This is a genomic window from Mesorhizobium sp. SEMIA396 (assembly GCF_024518615.1).
In the GTDB taxonomy this organism is placed as follows: Bacteria; Pseudomonadota; Alphaproteobacteria; order Rhizobiales; family Rhizobiaceae; genus Mesorhizobium.
Genome location: NZ_JANIFC010000005.1, coordinates 17,346 through 38,395, shown reverse-complemented (window position 1 = coordinate 38,395; position 21,050 = coordinate 17,346). Strand labels below are relative to the sequence as shown.

Annotated in this window: 20 protein-coding genes and 1 pseudogene; 17 read left to right on the top strand and 4 right to left on the bottom strand. The window is 63.4% G+C overall.

The features are described 5' to 3' along the window. The first annotated feature begins 35 nt into the window (after positions 1-35). The 3 genes from NP503_RS14025 to NP503_RS14015 all read left to right on the top strand — a co-directional run bounded on the left by NP503_RS14025 (position 36) and on the right by NP503_RS14015 (position 3,637). A complete protein-coding gene (locus tag NP503_RS14025; protein WP_127269847.1) occupies positions 36-1,589 on the top strand; it encodes a sugar ABC transporter ATP-binding protein in 1,554 nt (517 codons plus the stop codon). Next, positions 1,586-2,551 carry an ABC transporter permease gene (locus NP503_RS14020; RefSeq protein ID WP_023812479.1) on the top strand — a complete coding sequence of 322 codons (966 nt, stop codon included), beginning with the start codon at positions 1,586-1,588 and terminating at the stop codon, positions 2,549-2,551. Before NP503_RS14025 ends, NP503_RS14020 begins: the two co-directional genes overlap by 4 nt. Positions 2,552-2,617: 66 nt before the next feature. Beyond that, entirely contained in the window at positions 2,618-3,637 is a 1,020-nt protein-coding gene (locus NP503_RS14015; protein WP_127272464.1) for a zinc-binding alcohol dehydrogenase family protein, read from the top strand. Positions 3,638-3,888: 251 nt separating this feature from the next. Here NP503_RS14015 and phnF read toward each other — a convergent pair whose 3' ends face one another. Further along, positions 3,889-4,641, bottom strand: coding sequence for a phosphonate metabolism transcriptional regulator PhnF (gene phnF, locus NP503_RS14010; RefSeq protein WP_127267994.1), 753 nt, complete (start codon positions 4,639-4,641; stop codon positions 3,889-3,891). Positions 4,642-4,772: 131 nt separating this feature from the next. Here phnF and phnG point away from each other — a divergent pair, with 131 nt between their 5' ends. The 12 genes and pseudogenes from phnG (at position 4,773) to phnE (NP503_RS13950) (ending at position 15,170) form a co-directional block, all read left to right on the top strand. Beyond that, positions 4,773-5,234: a phosphonate C-P lyase system protein PhnG gene (phnG, locus tag NP503_RS14005; protein ID WP_127267993.1), complete on the top strand. Its 462-nt coding sequence runs from the start codon at positions 4,773-4,775 to the stop codon at positions 5,232-5,234. Then, positions 5,234-5,845 carry a phosphonate C-P lyase system protein PhnH gene (gene phnH, locus NP503_RS14000; protein WP_127267992.1) on the top strand — a complete coding sequence of 204 codons (612 nt, stop codon included), beginning with the start codon at positions 5,234-5,236 and terminating at the stop codon, positions 5,843-5,845. Before phnG ends, phnH begins: the two co-directional genes overlap by 1 nt. A gap of 1 nt (position 5,846) precedes the next feature. Then, a complete protein-coding gene (locus NP503_RS13995; RefSeq protein WP_127267991.1) occupies positions 5,847-6,959 on the top strand; it encodes a carbon-phosphorus lyase complex subunit PhnI in 1,113 nt (370 codons plus the stop codon). Next, positions 6,956-7,375: a FosX/FosE/FosI family fosfomycin resistance hydrolase gene (fosX, locus tag NP503_RS13990; RefSeq protein ID WP_127267990.1), complete on the top strand. Its 420-nt coding sequence runs from the start codon at positions 6,956-6,958 to the stop codon at positions 7,373-7,375. Before NP503_RS13995 ends, fosX begins: the two co-directional genes overlap by 4 nt. Further along, the gene (locus NP503_RS13985; protein ID WP_127267989.1) at positions 7,372-8,271 is read left to right on the top strand and encodes an alpha-D-ribose 1-methylphosphonate 5-phosphate C-P-lyase PhnJ; all 900 of its coding nucleotides are present in this window, start codon (positions 7,372-7,374) and stop codon (positions 8,269-8,271) included. Before fosX ends, NP503_RS13985 begins: the two co-directional genes overlap by 4 nt. Further along, positions 8,268-9,044 carry a phosphonate C-P lyase system protein PhnK gene (gene phnK, locus NP503_RS13980; RefSeq protein ID WP_127267988.1) on the top strand — a complete coding sequence of 259 codons (777 nt, stop codon included), beginning with the start codon at positions 8,268-8,270 and terminating at the stop codon, positions 9,042-9,044. The genes NP503_RS13985 and phnK overlap by 4 nt, the downstream gene beginning before the upstream one ends. Positions 9,045-9,081: 37 nt before the next feature. Beyond that, entirely contained in the window at positions 9,082-9,789 is a 708-nt protein-coding gene (phnL, locus tag NP503_RS13975; protein WP_127267987.1) for a phosphonate C-P lyase system protein PhnL, read from the top strand. Then, a pseudogene (locus NP503_RS13970) lies at positions 9,786-10,403 on the top strand (DapH/DapD/GlmU-related protein). The gene phnL and the pseudogene NP503_RS13970 overlap by 4 nt, the downstream one beginning before the upstream one ends. A 312-nt stretch (positions 10,404-10,715) precedes the next feature. Next, a complete protein-coding gene (gene phnC / locus NP503_RS13965) occupies positions 10,716-11,573 on the top strand; it encodes a phosphonate ABC transporter ATP-binding protein (protein ID WP_127267986.1) in 858 nt (285 codons plus the stop codon). Between the two features lie 84 nt (positions 11,574-11,657). Beyond that, on the top strand, positions 11,658-12,566 hold the full coding sequence (gene phnD, locus NP503_RS13960; RefSeq protein WP_127272208.1) for a phosphonate ABC transporter substrate-binding protein: 909 nt from the start codon (positions 11,658-11,660) through the stop codon (positions 12,564-12,566). Positions 12,567-12,640: 74 nt separating this feature from the next. Beyond that, positions 12,641-13,615 (top strand): phosphonate ABC transporter, permease protein PhnE, encoded by a 975-nt coding sequence (gene phnE / locus NP503_RS13955; protein ID WP_127271835.1) that lies wholly within the window; start codon positions 12,641-12,643, stop codon positions 13,613-13,615. A 4-nt stretch (positions 13,616-13,619) separates the two neighbouring features. After that, on the top strand, positions 13,620-15,170 hold the full coding sequence (gene phnE / locus NP503_RS13950; protein WP_127272207.1) for a phosphonate ABC transporter, permease protein PhnE: 1,551 nt from the start codon (positions 13,620-13,622) through the stop codon (positions 15,168-15,170). Between the two features lie 74 nt (positions 15,171-15,244). Here phnE (NP503_RS13950) and NP503_RS13945 read toward each other — a convergent pair whose 3' ends face one another. The 3 genes from NP503_RS13945 to NP503_RS13935 all read right to left on the bottom strand — a co-directional run bounded on the left by NP503_RS13945 (position 15,245) and on the right by NP503_RS13935 (position 18,531). Beyond that, positions 15,245-16,099, bottom strand: a complete 855-nt coding sequence (locus tag NP503_RS13945) for a sugar phosphate isomerase/epimerase (RefSeq protein WP_127272206.1) — start codon at positions 16,097-16,099, stop codon at positions 15,245-15,247. 38 nt (positions 16,100-16,137) lie between these two features. Next, complete coding sequence (locus NP503_RS13940; protein WP_127269535.1) at positions 16,138-17,325, bottom strand: Gfo/Idh/MocA family protein; 1,188 nt, start codon at positions 17,323-17,325, stop codon at positions 16,138-16,140. A 150-nt stretch (positions 17,326-17,475) separates the two neighbouring features. Continuing rightward, positions 17,476-18,531: a sugar phosphate isomerase/epimerase gene (locus NP503_RS13935; protein WP_127269536.1), complete on the bottom strand. Its 1,056-nt coding sequence runs from the start codon at positions 18,529-18,531 to the stop codon at positions 17,476-17,478. 399 nt (positions 18,532-18,930) lie between these two features. Here NP503_RS13935 and NP503_RS13930 point away from each other — a divergent pair, with 399 nt between their 5' ends. Next, entirely contained in the window at positions 18,931-19,818 is an 888-nt protein-coding gene (locus tag NP503_RS13930; RefSeq protein WP_027037785.1) for a sugar phosphate isomerase/epimerase, read from the top strand. Positions 19,819-19,878: 60 nt separating this feature from the next. After that, entirely contained in the window at positions 19,879-21,048 is a 1,170-nt protein-coding gene (locus NP503_RS13925; protein ID WP_127272205.1) for a mandelate racemase/muconate lactonizing enzyme family protein, read from the top strand. Positions 21,049-21,050 lie beyond the last annotated feature (2 nt).

The window sequence follows — 21,050 nt, the reverse complement described above, 5'->3', positions numbered from 1 at the left end:
CGTGCCAATCGTGAGGCCAATCTGGGAGGATTGTCATGACATCGACGGCGCAGGAACTGCATCCGGCCCCTGTGCTGGAACCGGGGCGGACCATCCTCGAATTGCGCGGGCTGGAGAAGCGCTATCCCGGCACCCACGCGCTGAAGCCGGTCGACCTCGCCTTCAAGTCCGGTGAGATCCACGCCATCGTCGGCGAGAACGGCGCCGGCAAATCCACGCTCATCAAGCTTCTGACCGGCGTCATGCCGCGCACCTCCGGAGAGATCGCCTGGGAGGGCCAGCCGGCTGCCCTGGCGACGCCGCATGAGGCGATGGCGCTCGGCATCAATGCCGTGCACCAGGAAGTCGTGCTGTGCCGCCACCTGACGGTCGCCGCCAACATGTTCCTCGGCGAGGAGAATTCGCGCTTCGGCATCCTGCAGCAGCGTGCCATGGTCAGGCAAGCGCAGACCATCATCGACGATCTCGGCTTCGACCTGCCGGCGCATGTCACGCTGGGCGACCTCACTATCGGCCAACAGCAGCTGATTGCTGCCGCACGCGCCACCGTGCGCGGCACCAAATTCCTGATCTTCGACGAGCCGACCGCCTACCTCACCCGCAAGGAGGCCGACCAGCTCTTCACCCTGATCCGCCGGCTGAAGGGCGAAGGCGTGACGATCATCTACATCAGCCATCGCATGGAGGAGGTGTTCGAACTCGCCGACCGTGTTTCCGTGCTGCGCGACGGCACGCTGGTCGGCACCCGCAACATCGCCGAGACCAACGATGCCGAGCTGGTCAAAATGATGATCAACCGCTCGATCGAGCAGGTTTATCACAAGGAGCATTTCACGCCGGGCGCCGCGATCCTCGAGGCGAGGAGCCTGTCCGGCAAGGGCTTCGAAAATGTCTCGATGACGGTTCGCGCCGGCGAGATCGTCGGTCTCTATGGCCTGATCGGCGCCGGACGGAGCGAGTTCGTCACCACGCTCTACGGCCGCCATCGCAAATCGGCCGGCCAGATTCTGTGGGAAGGCAAGGAAGTTCAGGTCAACTCCGAACATGACGCGATCAAGCTCGGCATGGCGCTGGCGCCGGAAAGCCGCCGCGACCAGGGCCTCTGCCTCAATCTGCCAGTCGGCTTCAACCTGAACCTGCCGATCTACAAGCGTATCTCGAACAATCTGCTGATTTCGAGCACGCAGGAGAAGACGCAAGCCGATCGCCAGATCGCCGATCTGCGCATCAAGACACCGACGCGCGGCGCGCTGGCATCCAGCCTGTCGGGCGGCAACCAGCAGAAGATCGTCATCGGCAAATGGCTGGCGCACGGCGCCAAGCTGTTCATCTTCGACGAACCGACGGTCGGCGTCGATGTCGGCACCAAGGCCGAGATCTACCGCCTGTTCAGCGCACTTTTGTCAAAGGGCGCCGGCATCATCCTGATCTCGTCCTATCTGCCGGAAGTCTATGAACTCGCCGACACGCTGCATGTGTTCCGGCGCGGCAAACTGGTGGCGACGCACGGTTTTCACGCCGCCAGCCACGAGGATATTCTCACTCAGGCGCTCGCCGAGAAACAAGAAAAGCTGGGAGGACAGATATGAGCACCGAGGCGATCGCCGTCGAAAAACCGAAGCGCAACTACAACGTCCTGTTTGGGCTGACGCTTTTGGCGCTGCTGGTTCTGCTCTGGATTCTTCTCTCCGTGGCGACGACGAGCTTCGCCTCCGCCAACAACATGGCCAATCTCTTGCGCCAGGGCTCGATGATCGCCATCATGGCGGTCGGCCAGACCTTCGTCATCATCACCGGCGGCATCGACCTGTCGGTCGGCGCCGTGGTCGGTTTCGCCACGGTGGTCGTGGCCATGATGATCAATGCCGGCTTCCCCATCTGGCTCGCCATTCTGGTGACGCTGCTGGTCGGCGTCGCCATCGGCATGTTCCACGGCTTCGGCATCGTCAAGATGGGCCTGCCACCCTTCATCATCACGCTGGCAACGCTGACCTCGCTGCGCGGCATCGGCCTTTTGATGACCAACGGCAATTCGATCAACATCAACAGCGACACCTTCACCGCCTTCTCGCGCAATTCCTTCATCGGCATCCCCAACCTGTTCTGGATGGTGATCCTGGTCGGCATTCCGGCCTATATCTTCCTGCACCACAGCCGCTGGGGCCGATACCTGTTTTCGGTCGGCTCCAACGCCGAGGCTTCGCGTCTGTCCGGCGTCAATGTCCAGCGCACCATCTACATGGCCTACACGCTGTCGGGCCTGTGCGCCGCCTTTGTCGGCGTGCTGCTGGCCGCCCGCATCGGCATCGGCAACCCGACGCAGGCCGAGGGCTGGGAACTGCAGGCGATCGCGTCTTCGGTCATCGGCGGCACCTCGCTGTTCGGCGCCGTCGGCTCGGTGCATGGGCCGCTGCTCGGCGCCTTCATCCTGGCCACCATCAACAACGGCGCCAACCTGCTCAACGTCAATTCGTTCTGGCAGCGCATCATCACCGGCGCGCTGATCATCATCATCGTCTACTTCGACGGCCTGCGCCGCCGCGGCAAGTAGCGATCCCGCAATCAACCGCCGGCCCGCCACACCAACGGGCCGGCGATTTCATGACTGGATTAGCGCATGAAAGCCGTCCTCTGCCGTTCGCCCGGCGATCTCGTCCTTGAAGACCGGCCCGCACCAGAGGCACCGCCTCCCGGCTGGGCGCTGGTGGCGGTCAGCCATGTCGGCATCTGCGGCACCGACTACCACATTTTCGAGGGCAAGCACCCGTTCCTCGCCTATCCTCGCATCATGGGCCATGAGGTGTCGGGAACGATCGTCGAGACCGGCGACGGCGTCGATCTTGCCGTTGGTGAGCCCGTGGTGATCAACCCCTATCTTTCCTGCGGCAAGTGCATCGCCTGCCGGCACGGCAAGCCCAATTGCTGCCTCAGGATCGAGGTGCTGGGCGTGCATCGCGACGGCGCCATGTGCGAACAGATCCTGGTGCCGGCGCAAAATCTCTATCCGGCCAACGGCCTGTCGCTGGCCGACGCCGCCGCAGTCGAGTTCCTGGCCATCGGCGCGCATGCCGTGCGGCGCGCCCGCGCCGACCCCGGCGCCCGCACGCTGGTCATCGGCGCCGGCCCGATCGGGCTCGGCACCGCCATCTTCGCCCGCATCGCCGAACTCGACGTGACGCTGCTCGACATGAGCAGTGAAAGGCTCGCCTTCGCCGCAAATGAGCTTGGTTTCCAGACCCTCGACGGCTCGCGCGGCGCGGTGCCCGATCTGGTCAGGCAAGCGACATCAGGCGAAGGCTTCGATGTGGTCTTCGACGCCACCGGCAACACCCAGTCGGTGCAGTCGGCCTTTGCCCATGTCGCGCATGGCGGCACCTTGGTACTGGTCTCTGTTGTCAAGGACGACATCAGCTTTTCCGATCCGGAATTCCACAAGCGCGAGATGACGCTGATCGGCAGCCGCAACGCCTTGCGCGCCGACTTCGATCACGTCGCCGCCTCGATCCGCAACGGCGCCGTTCCCCTGGCCAAGCTCGTCACACACCGCACCACACTCGCCGGCACGCCGCGCGATCTGGCTCGTTGGGCACATGAGAAATCGGGCCTGATCAAGGCTGTGATCGAGGTCGGATCATAACATGGCAGACGGCGAAGCCGGTCCGAATTGAAGACGCCCGCGCAGGTCGACCCCCACTCCGTCTCGGCTTCGCCGAGCCACCTCTCCCCCGATCGACGGGGTAGAGGAAGGGTGCGAGCTTAGCAAGGCGGGCTCCTTCCTCTCCCTCCGGAGGGGGGAGAGGTGGCTCGGCGAAGCCGAGACGGAGTGGGGGAAGGCGGTCCTCAAACGCCAAGTCGCTGAAAAATAAGCGCGACCGAGCTGTCCACTCCCTACAGCGCCGACAGCTTCAGCTCCACCCGTTCGGCCGGAAACCGCGACTCGGAAAACTGGATCGGCTGGCCGTCCGGCGTGACGTTGACGGCAACCGTGACCAGCACGATGGCGCCCGGCTGCAGGTCGAGGTCGGCAAGGTCCGCCGCATCGGCATGGCGCGCCGACAGCACGGTCGATTGCCTGAGATAGTCGTCTATGCCGAACCGCGCCAGCGATGCGGTGATCGAGCCTGTTTCCGCCATCGCGGCATCGATGCCGGCAAAGCGCCGGGCCTCGAACCAGCCGGCAGCGCGCGACACCGGCCGTCCGTCGGCTTCGCCGCGCGTTTCCAACCGGATCACATCGGCTCCCTTGGGAAGACCCAGTCCCTCGGCGACGCGCTGGCTGGCCGGCTCGACCGACGAGGCGAGCAGGACGATGTGCCGTTCCGTCGTCTGCCCTTGCAGTCCTGTCGAAAAGCGTGTGCGCGCCCCGATCGGATAGGACAGCCGCTTGCGCGACAGCACGAAGGTGCCGCGCCCCTGCTCGGCCCGCAGCACGCCTTCCCTTACAAGGGCCGATATGGCGCTGCGCACCGTGTGACGGTTGACGCCATAGCGTTCTGCCAGCGCCACCTCCGGCGGCAGCGCTGCATTCTCCGTGAAATCGCCGATGGCGATCGCATGCAGGATCTTGTCGGCAATCTGCCGCCACAGCGAAACGCCACTGCGCCGCTCGATGCCGTCCGCTGACAGCCGCCCGACCCTCATTGCCCCCCACCTTCCAGCGCCCAGTCTTCTATCGCTGTCATCCACCCGTCATGGACACGCGCTAGATAATAGGTATAATTTGTATAGTTGTCTATATCAATAGACAAATTTAGCCACGAGGACGATAGCTTATGCGAGGACAGGAAGCCCGCGACCAGGCCGAGCGCAAGGCCGCCATGGCAACCCTTGCGCAATCCAGCGGCGATGACATCGTACGGCTCTGGAATGAGGCCGGACTGCCTTCGGACGCCGAGTTGCTGCGCGGCCCCGAAACCGGCCTTGTCACCCTGCGCGGCCGCATCGGCGGCGGCGGCGCCCCTTTCAATGTCGGCGAGGCGACCGTTACCCGCGCCACCGTCCGGCTGCCCTCCGGTCAGGTCGGCCATTGCTATGCGCTTGGCCGCGACAAGCAGAAGGCGAAGCTGGCGGCCATCGCCGACGCGCTGTGGCAGGACCCTGCCCGCCGCAATGAGGTCGAGACCGGGCTGATAGCGCCCCTGCGGTCGGCTCTAACCGCAGCGCATGAAAAACGCCGCGCCGAGACGGCGGCAACGAAGGTGGATTTCTTCACCATGGTTCGCGGAGAAGACTGATGGACATTGCAGCGCAATCGATCGAGGGCGGTTTCGCCGATCCGGTCTTCGACGCCCAGACCGTGTTCCGCGCCGTCATGGACGCAATGGCTCGGCCGGGCAGCGTGCAGCCGCTGCCGGCCTTCGCCCGCCCGCCGGCGCCGCTCTCGGCGACCGCCGGCGCCATCGCACTGGCGCTGTGCGATAACGACACCCCGCTCTGGCTCGACCAGGCCCTGCAAGCTTCCGCCGCGATCAGATCCTGGCTTGGGTTCCACACTGGCGCGCCCGTGGCCAACACACCGGCCGATGCGCATTTCGCCTTCATCGCGGCCCCGGCCGAGATGATGTCGCTTGATGGTTTTTCGCAGGGCACGCAGGACTATCCCGACCGTTCGACCACGTTGATCCTGCAAGTCGGCGATCTCGTCTCCGGCACGCCGCTGTTGCTCGAAGGTCCCGGCATCGAAACCAGCGCCACGATCGCGCCGGCACAGATGCCGCGCCATTTCGTCGAGCAGTGGAAACAGAACATCAAGCGCTTTCCGCGTGGCGTCGACATCATCCTCGTCACATCAGGCGGCATTGCCTGCCTGCCGCGCACGACGCGCATCAAGACGATGGAGGCGTAAGATGTATGTCGCGGTAAAAGGTGGCGAAGCCGCAATCGCCAACGCCCACAGCCTGCTTGCCGACCGCCGGCGCGGCGACCGTTCGGTGCCGGCGCTTCGCCTCGACCAGATCGTCGAGCAGCTGGCGCTCGGCGTCGACCGGGTGATGAGCGAAGGCTCGCTCTACGATCGGGAGCTGGCCGCGCTCGCCATCGTCCAGGCGCGCGGCGACATGATCGAGGCGATCTTCCTGGTGCGCGCCTATCGCACCACGCTGCCACGCTTCGGCTACTCCAAGCCGATCGACACCGCCACCATGCTGGTCGAGCGGCGCGTGTCGGCGACCTACAAGGATCTGCCCGGCGGCCAATTGCTCGGGCCCACCTTCGACTACACGCACAGACTGCTCGATCCCGAGCTTGCCGCGGGGGCCGAGGTCGCCGAGCCCTTGCTGCGCGAGACGGAAGCGCAAGCCATGCCGCGCGTTTCGGCCATCCTCGCCCGCGAAGGCTTGATCGAACCGGATGGCGACATGCCGCAGGACCATGTCCCCGGCGACATCACCCGCGAGCCGCTGGAATTCCCAATGGCGCGCGACATCCGCCTGCAGGCGCTGTCGCGCGGCGACGAGGGCTTTTTGCTGGCGCTCGGCTATTCCACCCAGCGCGGCTATGCCCGCAACCATCCCTTCGTCGGCGAGATCCGCATCGGCGAGGTCGAGCTCGAGTTCGACGTTCCCGAACTGCCCTTCGCTGTCCCGCTCGGCACTGTCCGCATCACCGAATGCCAGATGGTCAACCAGTTCAAAGGCTCGGCCAAGGCGCCGCCGCAGTTCACCCGCGGCTACGGCCTGGTCTTCGGCCAGAGCGAGCGCAAGGCGATGGCGATGGCGCTCTGCGACCGGGCGCTGCGCGCGAAGGAGCTCGGCGAGGATGTCGTCGCCGCGGCCCAGGACGAGGAGTTCGTCATCTCACACTCCGACAATGTCCAGGCGACCGGCTTCGTCGAGCATCTGAAGCTGCCGCACTATGTCGATTTCCAGGCCGAACTCGACCTCGTGCGCCGCATGCGCGCCGAACACGACGCCCACCAAAACCCCGTGAAGGTCGAAGAGAAGCGGGAGGCCGCGGAATGATCGAAGGGCTTTCCCACATGACCTTCATCGTCCGCGATCTCGAGCGGATGACCAAGATCCTCGAGGGCGTATTCGACGCACGCGAAATCTATGCCAGCGATGCCGAGCAGTTCTCGGTGTCGCGCGAAAAATTCTTCCTGATCGGCGACATCTGGGTCGCCATCATGGAGGGCGAGCCCTTGCCGGAGCGCAGCTACAACCACATCGCCTTCAAGATCGATGACGCCGATTTCGACCACTATGCCGAGTGCATCGGCAAGCTCGGCCTCGACATGCGCCCGCCGCGCCCGCGCGTCGAGGGCGAGGGCCGCTCGATCTATTTCTACGACGACGACAACCACATGTTCGAACTGCACACGGGCACGCTCAATGAGCGGCTGGCGCGCTACGCCAAGGGATTTGAGGTCGCATCATGACCGACATCGCCACCTACAACTTCGCCTATCTCGACGAACAGACCAAAAGGATGATCCGCCGCGCGATCCTCAAGGGCATCGCCATCCCGGGATATCAGGTGCCGTTCGCCTCGCGCGAAATGCCGATGCCCTATGGCTGGGGCACTGGCGGCGTCCAGGTCACCGCTTCGATCATCGGCCCAGACGATGTGCTCAAGGTGATCGACCAGGGCGCCGACGACACCACCAACGCGGTCTCGATCCGCGCCTTCTTCAAGAAGGTCGCCAACGTCGCGGTGACGACCGACACCGCCAGCGCCACCATCATCCAGACCCGTCACCGCATTCCCGAGCATCCGCTGACGGCGGGCCAGGTGCTGGTCTACCAGGTGCCGATCCCGGAACCCTTGCGCTTCCTCGAGCCACGCGAGACCGAAACGCGGAAAATGCATGCGCTGGAAGAATACGGCCTCATGCATGTGAAACTTTACGAGGACATCGCCAAACACGGCCGCATCGCCACCACCTATGCCTATCCGGTCAAGGTCGAGGGCCGCTATGTGATGGACCCGTCGCCGACGCCGAAATTCGACAATCCCAAGATGCACCGCTCGCCGGCGCTGCAGCTGTTCGGCGCCGGGCGCGAAAAGCGCATCTATGCGGTGCCGCCCTTCACCGAAGTGGTCAGCCTCGACTTCGAGGATCATCCGTTCGAGGTGCAGACCTTCGACCAGCCCTGCGCGCTGTGCGCGGCCGAGAATGTCTATCTCGACGAGGTCATCCTCGACGACCATGGAGGCCACATGTTCGTCTGCTCCGACACGGATCATTGCGAGAAGCGGCGGGCGGACGGCCATCACGGCCACCTTGCTTCAGAGAACCATCTTGCCTCGGAAAAAATGGAGCCGGCGCAATGACCGACGAACCGCTGCTGCGCGTCTCGGCGCTCTCCAAATTCTACGGCTCGCGCGTCGGCTGCGACAACGTCTCCTTCGACCTGTGGCCGGGCGAAGTCCTGGCTGTGGTCGGCGAGTCCGGCTCCGGCAAGACGACATTGCTCAACTGCCTGTCGACGCGGCTGCTGCCCTCCTCCGGCAGCGCCAGCTACCGCATGCGCGACGGCCAGTTCCGCGAGCTCTACCGCATGAGTGAGGCCGAGCGCCGCTTCCTGATGCGCACCGACTGGGGGTTTGTCCACCAGAACCCGGCCGACGGCCTGCGCATGACGGTGTCGGCCGGCGCCAATGTCGGCGAGCGGCTGATGGCGGTCGGCGACCGCCACTACGGCAAGATCCGCGCCACCGCCGTCGACTGGCTATCGCGCGTCGAGATCGACGAGGACCGCATCGACGACGAGCCCCGCGCCTTTTCCGGCGGCATGCGCCAGCGCCTGCAGATTGCCCGCAACCTCGTCACCGGCCCGCGTCTGGTGTTCATGGACGAGCCAACCGGCGGCCTCGACGTCTCGGTCCAGGCGCGCCTGCTCGACCTGCTGCGCGGTCTGGTCACCGATCTTGGTCTGGCGGCCATCGTCGTCACCCATGACCTTGCCGTGGCGCGGCTTTTGTCGCAGCGCATGATGGTGATGAAGGACGGCCGCGTCGTCGAAAGCGGTCTCACCGACCGCGTGCTCGACGACCCGCGCGCGCCTTACACGCAATTGCTTGTTTCCTCGATTCTGCAGGTTTGACGATGACGCAAACGACTGACGATTGGAGAACCTTCTGATGGCAACCCCGCTCGTTGTTTCCGGCGTTGCCAAGAGCTTCACCATGCATCTGCGTGACGGCATCAAACTGCCTGTTGTCGCCGGTGTCTCGTTCTCGATCAGGGCCGGCGAATGCACCGTGCTCGGCGGCCCGTCCGGTGCCGGCAAGAGCTCGATCCTGAAGATGCTCTACGGCAACTACGCCGTCGACGAAGGCCAGATCATCGTCACGCATGATGACGGGCTGATCGACCTGGCCACCGCCAGCCCTCGCACCGTGCTTGCGGTGCGCCGGCAAACGATCGGCTATGTCAGCCAGTTCCTGCGCACCGTGCCGCGCGTTTCGGCGCTCGATGTCGTCGCCGAACCGCTGGTCGAGCGCGGCGAGGATCGCGAGATTGCCCGCGGCAAGGCGCGCGCCTTGCTGGCACAGCTCAACCTGCCGGAGAAACTCTGGGCTTTGCCGCCTGCGACCTTTTCCGGCGGCGAGCAGCAGCGCGTTAACATCGCGCGCGGCTTCATCACCGAGCATCCGATCCTGCTGCTCGACGAACCGACCGCTTCGCTCGACGCCAGGAACCGCGACGTCGTGATCGAACTCATCGCCGCCAAGAAGGCGGCTGATGTCGCCCTGCTCGGCATCTTCCATGACCACGACGTGCGCGAGGCGGTTGCCGACCGCATCATCGACGTCACCGCGTTCGCGTCCGGAAAAATCGCCGCATGACCAGGAAATTGTCCGAGACGCCGCTGGTCCACCCGACGGCGGATGTACAGAATTCGACGCTCGGCCGCTGGACCGAGATCGCCGACCGCAGCCGGGTCTCGGAAAGCGAACTCGGCGACTATTCCTACATGATGCAGGACTGCTCCGTCTGGTGCGCGACGATCGGCAAGTTCGCCAACATCGCGGCCAGCGTTCGCATCAACGCCACCAACCACCCGACCTGGCGGCCGACGCTGCATCACTTCACCTATCGCGCCTCGGACTACTGGGACGATGCCGAGCACGAGACAGAATTCTTCGCCCAGCGCCGCGCCAAACGCGTCACCATCGGCCACGACACCTGGCTCGGTCACGGCTCGACTATCCTGCCCGGCGTCACCGTCGGCGATGGCGCCGCGGTCGGCGCGGGTGCGGTGGTCTCGAAAGATGTCGCGCCCTATACCATTGTCGGCGGCGTGCCGGCCAAACCGATCCGCGAGCGCTTCGATCGCCGCACGGCCGAACGCTACCAGGCGCTCGCCTGGTGAGACTGGGACCATGCAAGGCTGCGCGCCGCGTTGGATGATTTCCGGGAGCTTGAGGCCGAGACGTTCCTAGAGAAATATGGTGGATAGCGACGTCCAGGAATGGCGGTCACTGACGCGGGGCAGCGGGGCATTATCACAAACCGCCCCGGCCCCTACTATCCGCATGACATGCCTCTCGACACCAGCATCGGCGCCATGACGGCCCTTGTCTGGAACGCTTGATGGCACCAGCTCGCCAGGCCCGCGTTCCAAATCACCTTCGACTGCTGACCCAGGGTCGACACTAGACTCCAGCCTGTGGAGCGTAACAAAACTGACATCACCGCGACACGGCAGGTTCATGTGGCTGCGCTAGGCGAGAGCCTGACGATCAATGGTCCGGACCTGGAACCTGCCCCCATGCCAGCAAATTCCGCCACGCTCGAAATCCGCGGTGTCACCCGACGATTTGGCAAGAACACTGCCGTCAGCGACATCAACATCGCGATCCCGCAGGGTCAGATGGTTGGCGTCATCGGCCGTTCGGGCGCCGGCAAATCGACCCTTCTTCGCATGATCAACCGTCTCATCGATCCCAGCCAGGGGTCGATTTTTTTTGACGGCGCCGAGGTCTCCCAGCTGCGCGGTTCGCCACTACGGCGCTGGCAGCGCGATTGCGCCATGATCTTCCAGCAGTTCAACCTGGTGCCGCGCCTCGACGTGCTGACCAATGTGCTTCTCGGCCGGCTGAATCACCGCTCCACCATGTCGAACCTGCTCGGCATCTTCTCCCGCGAGGAACGAGCCGAGGCGATAGCAGCGCTGGAGCGTCTCGATATCGCCCGCACCGCGCTGCAGGCCGCCGGCACCTTGTCGGGTGGCCAGCAGCAGCGCGTCGCCATTGCCCGCGCGTTGATGCAGCAGCCGAAGGTGATCCTCGCCGACGAGCCGATCGCGTCACTCGATCCGCTCAACGCCAAGGTGGTTATGGATTCGCTGCAGGATATCAATTTGCGCGAAGGCATCACCGTGATCACCAACCTGCACACGCTGGACACGGCCCGCACCTATTGCAACCGTATCATCGGCATGGCTGCCGGCAAGGTCGTCTTCGACGGCCCGCCGGAAGAGCTCAACCGCGAGGCCGTGCGCATGGTCTACGGCGCCGACAGCAGCGGCGGCGAAATCTCCGAGGCCATCACCTCGACCAGTGTCATCATCAAGCAAAAAATCGCCGCATCCGCCGGACCGCTTGAGCCAGCCTTTCCTGGTTACTGAGCGACCTGGATCGCCAGCCCGCGTCAAGGGCATCATATCCCAACGCAGCCGGCGCGATGCCGGGACCAACAGGAGAGAGACGAGATGTTTAGAAAGATACTTTTCGGTGCCGTTTCCGTCATGGCCATGGCGATGGGCTCGGTCCAGGCACAGGATCTGAAGGAATTCCGCGTCGGCATTCTGGGCGGCGAGAACGAAGCCGACCGTCTGCGCAACTACCAGTGCTTCGCCGACCACATCAAGCAAGTTCTCGGCGTCGAGAAAGTTTCGCTGTTCCCGGCCGCCGACTACGACGGCGTCATCCAGGGTCTGCTCGGCGGCACGCTCGACTATGCCGAACTCGGCGCTTCCGCCTACGCCAAGGTCTACCTCGAGAACAAGGACGCGGTTCAGCCGATCCTGACGACGGTCCAGACCGACGGTTCGACCGGCTACCATTCGGTTATGGTCGCCCGTGCGGATTCCGGCATCAAGACACTCGCTGACATGAAGGGCAAGAAACTCGGTTTCGCCGATCCCGATTCGACTTCCGGCTACCTGGTCCCGGTCACCTCGCTGCCCAAAGACATCGGCATGGATGTGAAGAGCTATTTCGCGTCGACCGGTTTCGGCGGCGGCCATGAACAGCTTGTCCTTGAAGTTCTGAAGGGCACCTTCGATGCCGGCACCACCTGGGCCTCCGGCGTCGGCGACTTCAAGGATGGCTACAGCTCCGGCAATCTGCGCAAGATGGTCGACAAGGGTGTCCTCAAGATGGACGACCTCGTAGAGTTGTGGCAGTCCCCCTTGATCCCGAACGGCCCGCTGGTCATACGCACCTCGCTCGACGCCGACACCAAGCAGAAGATCACCGATTTCCTGACCAAGCTTCCGCAGACCGACCCGGCCTGTTTCGCGGCGGTGCAAGGCGGCGACTTCAAGAGCTATTCGCCGGTCACCCCGGAATTCTATCAGGCGATCATCGACGCTCGTAAGGCGAAGATCGGCTCGTAAGCCAAAAGGCACGACGCCGCCGGGGCCAAAGTGCCGCCGGCGGCGTTGCCGCGTCACGGGCTGGGGAACCATCGATGAGTGCGACCGAAATTTACCGCGCGCCTGCGCTCTCCACGGAAGGAGCGTTAGCCGAGCGGCACTGGCGCGACCTCGCCGCTCGCCGGCGCCTCTACACGATCGGAGGCCTGGTTTTCCTGTTGCTTGCGCTCTCGGGCTCGCTCTGGTTCGCCAATGAGACCAACGCCGGAAAGTTCTTCGACCGCCTTCCCCACATCGCCGACTTTTTCGTCGAATTGAAGCCGCGCGACTGGTTCGACCCGGTGCGCGCGCTGTTCGACCTGCCGTCGCCCTATGACGATGGCAGCCTCAAATTCGACTATCCCGAAGGCCGGGTCTACCTGACCCAAGGCATCTACATTCCGGAGTATTTCTACCGGATGATCGAGACCCTGAACATTGCGCTGTTTTCGACCCTGGTCGGCTCCACCTTCGGTTTCCTGCTCTGCTTCCTGGCTGCAAGCAACGTGACGGCCAGCCGCTGGCTCCGCTTCACCACGCGCCGCTTCCTCGAAATTGTCCGCGCCTTTCCGGAAATCGTCATTGCCGGCTTTTTTCTGGCGATTTTCTCGCTTGGGCCCATTCCAGCGATCCTCGCGGTCAGCATCCACACCGTCGGCGCGCTCGGAAAAATGTTCTACGAAGTGGTCGAGAACGCCGACATGAAGCCTGACGAAGGCTTGCGGGCCGTTGGCGCCAACTGGGTCGAACGGGTGTGGTTCGGCATGGTGCCTCAGGTTCTGCCCAACTTCATGAGCTATTTCCTGCTCCGCTTCGAGATCAATGTGCGCGCTTCGACCATTCTCGGTGCCGTCGGCGCCGGCGGCATCGGCGAATCCCTGCGTCTTTCGATCAGCCGGGGCCATGAGGCCAAGACCATAGCCATCGTGTTTCTGCTGTTCTGCACGATTGTCGCCGTTGACCAGTTTTCGGCATGGCTGAGACAACGTCTCGTCGGCAGGCAGGCGTTCGCATACGGGCGCGGAGAGTAACGCAATGAACGCCGACGCCATCAACGACATCGCCGCTCGCTATCCCGATGCGTTTCAGCGGCCTTTATGGAAGCGCTATGCCGCCCCGTTCGGCATCCTTCTATGCATCCTCTACACCTTTTACTGCTCGTGGTTCTTCTCGATCGGCATCGTTCTCGGAAAGGCGAACTGGAACCTGGCCGGCGCTTATCTCGCCGACTGGGTGTCTTACGAAATCCGCCCGGACATCGAATTCAAGGACGGCTATCTGACCATCGACTACTCTCGTTTCTCCAAACTGGGATCCAATCCAAATCCCGACTGGGTTATCAAGCAGATTGCCGAGGTCGAGCGGCGGGTCGACGCCGCACCGGCACCGGCGACCGCGACCGACAAGTCGTCGCAGGGTTCGTTCATGGCGGCTGGCGCGCCAACGGCCGAGAATCCGGCCCCCTCGCCAGACAAACCAGTTCCGGCCGCGCCCAAAACGGTGCGCGAAAAGGCCGTGGTGGCGGCGACCGTCGTCCTTGGCAGCGGCCAGATCGCCATTGCGCCAAATCTTGTCACGGTGACGCGCGGCGCCGAAAGCGTCGTCTTCGACATTGCCAAGGACAGGTCTGTCACGCCGCGCACACCGCTGCCTGACTGGATAGAGCAACGCAAGCCAGGTTCGACAGCCTATGTCTCGTTCGGATTTTTGGGCCGCGCTGAAGTGCAAAATGACGAGGTGATCGCCTGGAGGCGGTTTTTTGGTTGGGCGAATTTTGTGTTTGACACGAATTCGCCATTCTGGGGAAAATCGTTTGGCGAGGTCGCTTCATTGATCGTCTCCGGAGAACGCATCGATCCGTCGAGGTCAAACGCAGCGCTTGCCTGGGACAACATCCTCTACAATGCCGAGTGGCAACACGGCGACGTGTGGCTGAAGCTTCTGCAAACCATCGTCATGGCTTTTGTCGGCACAGTGTTGGCCTCGGTCGTCGCCTTTCCGCTCGCCTTCCTGGCTGCGCGCAACATCACGCCGAACTGGTTGACCAACCAGGCGACAAAACGCTTCTTCGACTTCCTGCGGTCTGTCGACATGCTGATCTGGGCGCTGTTCTTCACCCGCGGCTTTGGTCCGGGGCCGCTGGCCGGCATGTCGGCGATCTTCTTCACCGATACCGGAACCCTGGGCAAGCTCTATTCCGAGGCGCTGGAAAACATCGACGACAAGCAGCGCGAAGGCATCCGCTCGGTGGGCGCCACACCAACAATGGTGCAACGCTACGGCGTGCTGCCTCAGGTTCTGCCAGTGTTCCTTAGCCAATCCCTCTATTTCTGGGAATCGAACACCCGCTCGGCGACAATCATCGGCGCCGTCGGTGCCGGCGGCATCGGTCTGAAATTATGGGAAGCCATGCGCACCGGCACCAACTGGGCCAATGTTTTCTACATGGTGCTGTTGATCCTGATTGTCGTTTTTGTCTTCGACAATATCTCCAACTATCTCCGCCGCAAACTGATGGGGACCGTCGGAAACGGCAACGACGAGCGCGCGCGGGGCGCCTCCGCCCGCCTGCTGCCGGCGGCTTAGACCACGATCCTGAATCGAAGGTCGACGAAGCAAAGGTGGTACCGGTTTTGCTTCGCCGACCTTCGGCTCGCGTCTCAGGCGCCGGCCCTCTTCCACCCGTTCCTGATATGCTTATACCCATCCCGATAAACCGCTTCAGGGCTCTCGGAAAAATCGCGCCACACCTTCGTTGCCGCCGCCAAATCCTTGAGCGAACGGCCGAACGCCTCGATCGTCAGCCAGTCGTCATAGCCGCTCTTGCGGATGGCGGAAAACGTTTCGGTCCAGGGAATGTTGCCGCGCCCCGGCACGCCGCGATCATTCTCCGAAATATGGATATGCACGACATTCCTGCGGTGTTTCGTGTAGGCGCCGATCGGGTCGGCCTCCTCGATATTGGCGTGGAAGGTGTCGTACATCGCCTTGATGTGCGGCCGGTCGATGGCGTCGATATGCTCCGACAAATCCGCCATCGTGTTGAGGAGATAGCATTCGAAGCGGTTCAGCGCCTCGAGCCCGATGGTGACGCCCTTGTTGCCGGCATGGTCGCCGATCGCGCGTTGCGAGGCGACGGAGCGCTTTTTCTCGGCAGAGGTCGGTCCGGAGCCGGAAAACGACCCGAGCGTCGAATGCAGCGGGCCGCTCAGCGTGTCGGCGCCAAGTGCCTGCGCGCAGTCGATCGCCCATTTCATATAGTCGACACCGGCCTTGCGCGTCGCCGCGTCGGCCGAGATCAAATTCATCGCCGGATCGCCCATGGCCGAAACCGAGGTCCGCTCCAGTCCGATGCGGTCGAGCAGATCGCCGAGTTTTTTATAATCGTCCGGCGCGCCGGCGAAGATCGGTATCTCGACGCCATCGAAGCCCGTTGCCTTGATGTCGCGCAACAGCGGCTCGTGTTTCTTCGACACGGCCGTCGTCCACAAGAACATGCACATGCCGATTTTCATCGACGCCCCTCCCCTTGAATCCCCCGGCCGCCTCTATTTCAGAGCTTCGTCCACGCCCCATTCTTCTTCGACGACTTCACGCAGGCCTCGATGAAGGCCATGCCTTCTACGCCGTCCTGGATGGTCGGGAAGACGACATCCTTGGGCGGCTTGCCACCCTTGCGGCGTGCCGCCCGGATGGCGCGTGCGGCCTCCTGGTAGATGTTGGCGAAACCTTCGAGGTAGCCCTCGGGATGGCCCGACGGCACGCGGCTGACACGGCCCGCCACCGGCAGTGCGCCGGCGCCGTTGCGGGTGATCAATTGCTTCGGCTGGCCGAACGGCGTGTACCAGAGATAGTTCGGGTCGGCCTGCACCCATTCCAGCCCACCCTTGGAGCCATAGATGCGCAGCTTCAGCCCGTTCTCGTGGCCGGGCGCCACCTGGCTTGCCCAGATCATGCCCTTGGCCGGATGCGTCTTGCCGATAGGCTTGAAGCGCAGCATGACGTTGACGTTGTCATCGAGAAGCCGGCCCGGCACGAAGGCGTCGAGATCGGCCGACAGGGAGTCCAGTTCCAGCCCCGAGACGAAGCGGGCGAGGTTGTAGGCATGCGTGCCGATATCGCCCAGCGCGCCGCCGGCGCCTGCCTGCTTGGGGTCGGAGCGCCACGCCGCCTGCTTCTGGCCTGTCGCGGCCAAATCCTCGGTCAGCCAGTCCTGCGGATATTCGGACTGCACGATGCGGATGTCGCCGAGAACACCTTTGGCGACCATTTCGCGTGCTTGCCGGATCATCGGATAGGCGGTGTAGTTGTGCGTCAGCACGAACACCTTGCCGGTCTTCTCGACTATCGCCGCAAGCTTTTTCGCCTCGGCCAGCGTCGTCGCCAACGGCTTGTCGCAGATGACGTGGATGCCGGCCTCGAGGAAAGCTTTTGCTGCCGGCACATGGACATTGTTGGGCGTGACGATGGCCACTGCCTCGATGCCGTCGGGGCGCTTCGCCTCGGCCTTGGCCATCTCGGCATAGGATGCATAGCTGCGTGCGGGGTCGAGCCCCAGTTCGGCGGCCGAGGCCTTGGCACGGGCCGGGTCGGCTGACAAAGCACCGGCAACCAGCACGAAATCATTGTCCAGCCGCGCCGCGATCCGGTGCACCGCGCCGATGAACGCGCCTTGCCCGCCGCCGACCATGCCGTAGCGGATCGGGCCGCCTCCCGTTTCCGACTTCGATGCGCCGACCATATCTTGCTCCTCGCTGTTGCTCACCTCCCCCTTGAGGGGAGGTCGATCCGCGCAGCGGATCGGGTGGGGTCGTTGAGGCAGAGCTCGGCATGAACCGACCCCTCCCGGCCCTTCGGGCCACCCTCCCCTCGAGGGGGAGGGGAAACCGCGCTAGATGCCCATCATGGCGCGCAGCATCTTCTTGTCGGTGGTGCCGGCGGCGAAGTCGTCGAATGCCTTTTCGGTCACCCGGATGATATGGTGCTCGATGAAAGGCGCGCCTTCGGCCGCACCATCCTCCGGATGCTTCAGGCAGCACTCCCACTCCAGTACCGCCCAGGAATCATAATTGTACTGCGTCAGCTTGGAAAAGATGCCGCCGAAATCCACCTGTCCATCGCCCAGCGAACGGAAGCGCCCGGCGCGGTTGGTCCAGCTCTGGTAGCCGGAATAGACGCCTTGCCGGCCGGTCGGGTTGAACTCGGCGTCCTTGACGTGAAACGCCTTGATGCGCTCGTGATAGATGTCGATGAATTCTAGATAGTCGAGCTGCTGCAGCAGGAAGTGCGACGGATCGTAGTTGATATTGCAGCGCTTGTGGCCGCCGACCGCGTCGAGGAACATCTCGAAAGTGGCGCCGTCGAACACGTCCTCAGAGGGGTGAATTTCATAGCCGACATCGACGCCGTTGTCCTCGTAGACGTCGAGGATCGGCTTCCAGCGTTTGCCGAGCTCGCCAAACGCTTCCTCAATGAGTCCAGCCGGTCGCTGCGGGAACGGATAGAGGTAAGGGAAAGCCAGCGAGCCGGTAAACGACACTGAAGCATTCAGGCCCAGATTGCGCGATGCTTTAGCGCCGAACTTCATCTGCTCGACAGCCCACTCCTGCCGGGCTGCGGGATTGTTGTGCACCGACGGCGGCGCAAAGCCATCCATCTGCGCGTCATAGGCTGGATGAACCGCGACCAACTGCCCCTGCAGATGCGTCGACAGTTCGGTGATCTCGACGCCCGCGTCAGCGCAGATGCCCTTCACCTCATCGCAATAGGCCTTGGAAGAAGCCGCCTTCTTGAGGTCGAACAGCCGCGCGTCCCAGGTCGGGATCTGCACGCCCCTGTAGCCGAGACCGGCCGCCCATTTGGTGATCGACGCCAGTGAGTTGAACGGCGCGGCGTCGCCCGCGAACTGCGCCAGAAACAGCCCAGGGCCCTTCATTGTCGTCGGCATCGCATCCTCCCTCATTTCTCTCTCGACCGAGCATAGCGCCGATTGGAAGCAGGGCCAGCCACTTTGGTCTTTTCTCAACGGGTGCTTGCACGCACCGCCATTCTGGTATTACCAAATGTGGAAATTTGGTCAAGCCGCGCAATGCGCCATCAAGACCCCAAAATCACCTGTTGCAGGCCTATATATCTCAATATAATCAATGAAATAATCTACAGAGAAAGTTGCACCCCAGCGCTTCTTGCCGATCTGGAGAATTTGCTGTAGACCTCGCCTCAGGCCCAATTGGTCGAACCAGTTTGCGAAAAAAGGCTGGGAACGCCTTGGGGAGGAACCTTTGTGTCGCCTTTTGGCGATGCATGTCGCAGGCGAACCATAGAGACGATTTGGGAAGGACAGACCATGCATCTTTCGACGCACAACTGGATGCGCGCGGAACCCTTGGAGACGACGCTCAAGCGCATCAAGAAATTCGGCTATGAGTCGATCGAGATTTCCGGCGAGCCCGAGCAGTACAAGACCAAGGAGACCCGGGCGCTGCTGAAGGAGCATGGTATTCGCTGCTGGGGCGCGGTGACCCTGATGCTGGGCGAGCGCAACCTTGCCGCCAGGAACCAGGGCCAGCGCGAGCGTTCCGTTCAGTATGTCAAGGACGTGCTGACCATGGTCAGCGAACTCGATGGCGAGATCATCACGCTGGTTCCGGCCACCGTCGGCAAGGTGGTGCCTGACGGGACCGAAGAAGAGGAATGGAAGTGGGTCGTCGACGCCACCCGTGAATGCTTCACCCACGCCAAGAAGGTCGGCGTCAAGATCGCTGTCGAACCCCTCAACCGCTTCGAGACCTATCTGTTCAATCGCGGCGCCCAGGCACTGGCGCTGGCTGACGCGGTCAGCCCCGAATGCGGCGTGTGCCTCGACGCTTACCACATCCACATGGAAGAATTTAACGTCCATGACGCGATCCGGCAGGTCGGAAAGCGCCTGTTCGACTTCCACGTCGCCGACAACAACCGGTTTGCCGCCGGCCTCGGCCAGATCGACTGGCCGAAGATCGTCGCCACCTTGCGCGAGATCGGCTACGACGGCGCGCTGACCAATGAGTTCGTCGCGCCCGTCGACCGGACGCCGGCAGCCCCCTATCCCGACATGGTCGAGCGCAATCCGGTCGACATCTCGCCCGAGCAGCTGAAGTTCATCCAGGACCACGGCTCCAGCGTGCTCACCGAGAAATTCTACACCGACCAGATGCGCATCAACGCCGAAACGTTGCTGCCGCTGATCAAGTAGCCGACTGCCTCTGGGAAATTCGCCCTTCCGCCCTGACCGGCGGCGGGGCTGGGGAAGAATATGCGTATCAAGTCCGTCCAAGCCTGGTGGATCCGCGTTCCGATCGAAGCCGCTCGGCAGCACCGCAGCGACTTCGGTCAGGTGACGACCTTCGACGCCGCCATCCTGCGCATCGAAACCGATGACGGGCTGGTCGGCTGGGGCGAAGGCAAGAACGCCGCCGGCAGTGCCGGCAGCTACGGTGCACTCGTCCACATGCTGAACCATGAGGTCGGGCCTCAGCTGGTCGGCCGCGATCCGGCGGATATCGGCGTCATATGGGAGATGCTCTACAATGGCGTGCGCCACGACAGCGCCGCGCGCGGCGGCCACGCCATGCCGCAACTGGCGCGGCGCGGCATGAGCATCGCTGCCATCAGCGCCGTCGACATCGCGCTGTGGGACATTCTTGGCAAATCGCTTGGCGTTCCGGTCTGGCGGCTGCTGGGCGGCCGCAAGCTCGATCGCATGCCGGCTTACGCGTCCGGCGGCTGGGCGGCTGCCGACGCCATCGGCGAGCAGTTGAAATCCTACATCGCCAAGGGCGGTTTCAGGGCACTGAAGATGCGGGTTGGCGCCATGGATGGCGCGGCGCACATTTCGGCCGGCCGCGTGCGGGCCGCACGGCAGGCGCTCGGCCCCGATGTCGAACTGATGGTCGACGCGCACGGCACCTACACGGTGGCCGAGGCCAAGCGCTTCATCCACCTTGTCAACGATCTGGACCTCGCCTGGTTCGAGGAACCTATCATCGCCGACGACAAGCCCGGCATGGCTGAAGTGCGGGCGTCAGGTGCCGTCCCGATCGCCACCGGCGAAAGCGAGGCGACACGCTATGCCTTCCGCGATCTCGCGGTGCTGAAAGCCGCCGATATTTTCCAGCCGGATCCCGCCTTCTGCGGCGGTATCAGCGAGGCGATGAAGATCGGCACCATCGCCAGCGCCTTCAATCTGCGCTTTGCGCCGCATCTGTGGGCCGGCGCGCCCTGTTTTTTCGCAGGCTTGCATGTCTGCGCCGCCTCGCCGTCGAGTTTTACCGTCGAATATTCGCTCGGCGCCAACCCGATGATCCACGATCTGGTCGAAGAGACTGTCGAAGCCAGGGACGGCATGATAGCGATCCCGGAAAAACCGGGTCTGGGATTCACCATTTCGGAGCGATTCCTGGAGGCGCACGCGCAGCGCGGTTGACG